General features: G+C 57.3%; 7 protein-coding genes. 3 read left to right on the forward strand and 4 right to left on the reverse strand.

All coding sequences use genetic code 11. From position 1 onward, the window contains the following. Positions 1 to 44: 44 nt before the first annotated feature. Genes ACPLUI_RS11085 through mtnP form a run of 4 tightly spaced genes read right to left on the reverse strand, consistent with a single transcriptional unit; the run spans position 45 to position 3,502 of the window. Positions 45 to 317 (reverse strand): class II aldolase/adducin family protein, encoded by a 273-nt coding sequence (locus ACPLUI_RS11085; RefSeq protein WP_424660326.1) that lies wholly within the window; start codon positions 315 to 317, stop codon positions 45 to 47. A 40-nt stretch (positions 318 to 357) separates the two neighbouring features. Continuing rightward, positions 358 to 1,611: an adenosylhomocysteinase gene (locus ACPLUI_RS11090; protein ID WP_424660327.1), complete on the reverse strand. Its 1,254-nt coding sequence runs from the start codon at positions 1,609 to 1,611 to the stop codon at positions 358 to 360. Between the two features lie 46 nt (positions 1,612 to 1,657). Continuing rightward, positions 1,658 to 2,698 carry an S-methyl-5-thioribose-1-phosphate isomerase gene (mtnA, locus tag ACPLUI_RS11095; protein ID WP_424660328.1) on the reverse strand — a complete coding sequence of 347 codons (1,041 nt, stop codon included), beginning with the start codon at positions 2,696 to 2,698 and terminating at the stop codon, positions 1,658 to 1,660. An 18-nt stretch (positions 2,699 to 2,716) separates the two neighbouring features. Next, a complete protein-coding gene (mtnP, locus tag ACPLUI_RS11100) occupies positions 2,717 to 3,502 on the reverse strand; it encodes an S-methyl-5'-thioadenosine phosphorylase (protein ID WP_424660329.1) in 786 nt (261 codons plus the stop codon). Between the two features lie 395 nt (positions 3,503 to 3,897). Here mtnP and ACPLUI_RS11105 point away from each other — a divergent pair, with 395 nt between their 5' ends. From ACPLUI_RS11105 to ACPLUI_RS11115, 3 genes are all read left to right on the forward strand, one after another. Beyond that, positions 3,898 to 4,236, forward strand: coding sequence for an ArsR/SmtB family transcription factor (locus tag ACPLUI_RS11105; protein WP_424660330.1), 339 nt, complete (start codon positions 3,898 to 3,900; stop codon positions 4,234 to 4,236). Positions 4,237 to 4,349: 113 nt separating this feature from the next. Next, on the forward strand, positions 4,350 to 4,556 hold the full coding sequence (locus ACPLUI_RS11110) for a hypothetical protein (protein WP_424660331.1): 207 nt from the start codon (positions 4,350 to 4,352) through the stop codon (positions 4,554 to 4,556). Between the two features lies 1 nt (position 4,557). After that, the coding region (locus ACPLUI_RS11115; RefSeq protein WP_424660332.1) for a hypothetical protein at positions 4,558 to 4,761 on the forward strand (204 nt) is incomplete at its 3' end.

Genomic DNA, 4,761 nt, shown 5'->3' on the forward strand with positions numbered 1-4,761 from the left:
GTGGTGGCTGCTCTTAGGCCGCACAGCAGGCTGATTTTTGACGTTCATCTGATGTCGCGGTAAATGGCCAGATGCAGCTGGAATTCCGTGGAGGGGCGTTGTTCCCCCTCCACAACCCGGCCACTCATGTCCATAACCACCATGTCCCGGACCTGCAGCTTTGAATATGGTAGACCGCTCGGCGTGATTACCACCAGATCTTCCCTGGGAACCCGGGCGGAAAGATTGCCCCAGGTACCGGTCACCAGACCGCTGGTGGCCATGCGCAGGGCCATCCTGTACACCTGTTCTTTATATTTTTCCGCTGCCACTGTCATAAAACCGAGTCCTCCCCCAACCGGACAATCCTCAAAACGATCATTCGCCCTGCCAGCTCCGGATATAGGCTTCCTGTTCAGGCGTCAACCGGTCGATTTCAACACCAAGTGAGGAAAGTTTGAGCTCGGCCACCTGCCGGTCCAGCTCTGCAGGTACCAGGTGCACCCGGGTTTCCAGGCGTCCTTTGTGCTCCCAGATGTAACGGGCTGACAGAGCCTGGAGGGCAAAGGACATGTCCATGATCTCCGCGGGATGACCATCCCCGGCAGCCAGGTTCACCAGCCGCCCTTCGCCCAGAAGGTAAATGCGCCGCCCGTCCGGCAGGCTGAACTCTTCGATATTCTGCCGGACGAGCCGGCGGGAAACGGCGGCCCCTGCCAGCTCGGGCTTATTGATCTCGACATCAAAGTGGCCGGCGTTGGCCAGAATGGCGCCGTCTTTCATGCGCCGGAAATGCTCACCATTTAGAACGTCGCGGCAGCCGGTGACGGTGATGAAGATGTCACCGATGGCTGCAGCCTCATGGCTTTTCATCACCCGGTAACCGTCCATGTAAGCTTCCAGGGCCCTGACCGGGTCAACCTCGCAGACCACTACTTTGGCACCCAGCCCGGCAGCGCGCATGGCCACCCCCCTGCCGCACCAGCCGTAACCCAGCACCACCACGGTCTTGCCCGCCACCAGCAGGTTGGTCGTGCGCATGATCCCGGCCCAAACAGATTCCCCGGTCCCGTAGCGGTTGTCAAAAAGGAATTTACAGCGAGCGTCGTTGACGGCTATCATCGGGAAAAGAAGTTTGCCCTCCCGCTCCATGGCTTTCAGGCGGGAGACCCCGGTGGTGGTTTCCTCGCACCCTCCGGCCACCTCCCGGGCCAGCTCCCGGCAGCGCGTATGCAGCAGGTGAACCAGGTCACCGCCGTCATCGATCACCACATGGGGACAGATTTCCAGCACCTTGACCAGGTGATCCATGTATTCCCGGGTAGTCGCACCATGCCAGGCATAGACGTGAATACCGGCTGCCGCCAGGGCTGCAGCCACATCGTCCTGGGTGGAAAGGGGGTTGGAACCGGAAATGGCTACCTGTGCTCCACCGGCTTTGAGCACTTCAGCCAGGTAAGCAGTTTTTGCTTCCAGGTGAATGCTCATGGCCACCCGCACTCCGGCCAGAGGTTTCTCCCTTTCAAATTCCTCCCGGATGACGTTCAAAACAGGCATGTGAACCCGCACCCAGTCTATTTTCAGTCTTCCCCCCGGGGCCAGGTTGATATCCCGTACCAGATAGTCCTGCATCTTAAGCTGCACTCCTTTAAAAATCCTTTTTAATCTTATATTTTCTTTATTTCCCAACACGTAATAGCCCGGCCAGGCTCTCCCCGTAAGGCGGCCGGACCACCCCCCGGTCTGTTATAATGGCCGTAACCAGCCGGGCGGGGGTAACGTCAAACGCGGGGTTCCACACCCTGACACCAGGGGGGGCGACCGGTATACCGGCCAGGTGGGTCACTTCTCCCGGCTCCCGCTCCTCAATGGGGATATCATTACCGCTGGCCAGGGAGAAGTCTACAGTTGACAGGGGGGCAGCCACGTAAAAGGGCAGTCCGTGCTCTTTAGCCAGTACGGCCAGGCCGTAGGTGCCGATTTTGTTGGCCACGTCCCCGTTGGCCGCAATACGGTCCGCCCCCACCACCACCAGGTCCACCATACCCCGGGCCATAAGATAAGCAGCCATATTATCAGTGATCAGGGTAACCGGTATCTGCTCCTGAATCAATTCCCAGGTGGTGAGGCGTGCTCCCTGCAAGAGGGGCCTGGTTTCGTCGGCATAAACGCTGACCTGTTTCCCGGCTTCGTGAGCAGCCCGGATCACCCCGAGAGCAGTTCCGTAACCGGCCGTAGCCAGCGCACCGGCATTGCAATGGGTGAGAATCCTCGCCCCGTGGGGAACCAGCTCCTGGCCAAATCGACCGATGCGCTTATTACCCTCCAGATCCTCACGGTAAATAGCGTGGGCCTCGCTAATTAAAAGCTCCGTCAATTCCTGCGGGTCCGCCGCGGTGGAAGCCTCCAGCCGGGCCAGCAGGCGGTTTAGAGCCCAGGAAAGGTTCACGGCAGTGGGCCGGGTGGAGGTGAGGGCGTCCGCCACCTCCCGGGCCCTGGCAAGCAACTGCTCGCGGTTGGCAGCCCCCGAAGACCGCACCCCAAGCACCAGGCCGTAAGCCGCCGCCGCTCCGATGGCCGGCGCCCCCCGCACCCGCAAATTACGAATGGCCTCAGCCACAGTTTCGTAATCCCGGCACTGGATATATTCAACCTTGCCGGGCAGTTTGGTTTGATCCAGGAGCATCAACGTCCCGTTCTCCCAGTACATGGTTTCCAAGGTTCACCCACCCCTTCCTTATTTAACCACTGAAGGGTCCAGTGGTGATTCGTGACACAGGCAGGTGCGATCCGGGTCCACAAGCTCGATGGCCCGCATAACCAGCCGGCGCAGGTTGCCCACGTTTTCGGCCATCACATCCACCACTTCCTGGTGCGAGAGGCGGGTGGGCGAAATACCAGCGGCAAAATTGGTCACCATGGCAATGGTGGCGTAACAAATACCCGCCTCCCGGGCCAGGACCACTTCGGGCACGCTGGTCATGCCCACCAGATCACCCCCCAGCTGCCGGAACATCCGGATCTCCGCCGGGGTCTCAAAGCGTGGCCCTTCGGTACAAACATAAGTACCTCTCATATGATACTCCAGCCCCAGCTCCTGTGCGGCCCGCGCAAGCGTCATGCGCAATTCGGGACAATAGGGGTCGGTCATGTCCAGGTGAACCACCCCTTTTTCCACAAACGTTTGGACCCGGGACCTGGTAAAATCCAGAAACTGGTCCACGAAAACGAATTGTTTGGGCTTCATTTCCGTGTTCAAAGAACCCACAGCGGCAGTGGCGAAAATGTTTCCGACCCCCAGCTGCCGCAGTCCCCAGATATTGGCCCGGTAGTTGACAAGGTGGGGGGGTACCGAGTGGTCTTCCCCGTGGCGGGCCATAAAGGCGACCTCCCTGCCCCGGTAGGTGCCGACCTTTACCCGGGCCAGACCAAACGGTGTCTCCAGACGTTCCTCGCGAATGTCGCTTAAAATGCTGGGATCGTACACTCCTGTCCCGCCAATGATGGCTATGCGTACCGTCATACTGAAAGCCCTCCGTTTTCAGGTACGGCGCCGTCCCGTTCACTCCGTTGCTCCGCGCGACAGCACCGCGACTCTCTTAGCGGGGTGCTGTGACCGGCTCTTTTGCAAAGTCGTTCGCTCCGGACAGTGCCGTGCCTTTATTATTTAGCCAGGCGGTCCTGCCGGACACTTACCTCCCCGATGAGCAGCAGCGCCTGATTCGGCTTTTAAATTAGCCTTCTTTTCAACCTTTCCTACTATTCGCCCTTCCTACCCACTTTCCTTTAACCTTTCTTGAAAATGTGGTCGGTAAAACCGGCGAGCTTCAAAAATGTCGCACACCGGCAGGTCATTGACAGGACGGGGAGGCCCGTTTAAAATCGTAATATACGGATAAAGCGACAGCAGGTGATGCTATGGACAAAATCCAGCAATACGAGGAAAGGGCCGAGCTCCTGAAAGCCCTGGCCCACCCCATTCGGCTGTGCATTGTAGACGGGCTGATCAATAACGAATGCAACGTCACCAGAATGCGTGAATGCCTCAATTTACCACAATCCACGGTTTCCCAGCATTTATCCATTCTCAAATCCCGGGGAATTATCAAAGGTCGGCGCAGGGGAACTGAAATCTGTTATACCGTAAGCAATAAAATGGTCAAAGAACTCATGCAAGTCTTAATGAAAAAAGAAACAGATGGCGAGAGCGCCGCAACAGCAGCCGTGAGTGAAAAACAAACTGCAGCGGCTACCTGAAATAACCCCCGTACAGCCGGGCAAACACTGCCCGGCCTTTTTTGTTCTACAAAAAGGGACCGGCCCGCATAACCACATCTGATTAAGAAAAAACTAAAAATGAGGTGGTCGGCTTGTCTCTGGTCACTGAAAAGGAAATCCTGAACAATGCCATCAAGATGGCCATAGACATGGAACAAAAACGCCAGTCAAAATACGCCTTTCTAGCACGCAACGCCCGGGATAAGAAGCTGAAAGAGCTGTTCGGCAGTTTGGCCGTAGCCAGCCGCCGGCGTGTTGCCCTGCTCAAAACGGAAATGAAAAACCTGAACATTCGTTGAGGTGGAGGCCTTGAATAAACTGGATTTATTATACGACGTCCTCAGCGACAAGATGTGGAGCCAGAGTTTTTACAACGCCCAGATGCTCCTCATGCTCAACCCGGAGGCCCGTGACCTGTTCAGGCGTTTAAGGGATGAAGAGGACCAGCACATATTAACGCTGCATACGGAAATCGTAGCCCTGGAAGCCAGTCCTCTGGCTCCC

Origin of the sequence: Desulfofundulus sp., assembly GCF_049701015.1 — a bacterium.
Classification (GTDB): Bacteria; Bacillota; Desulfotomaculia; order Desulfotomaculales; family Desulfovirgulaceae; genus Desulfofundulus.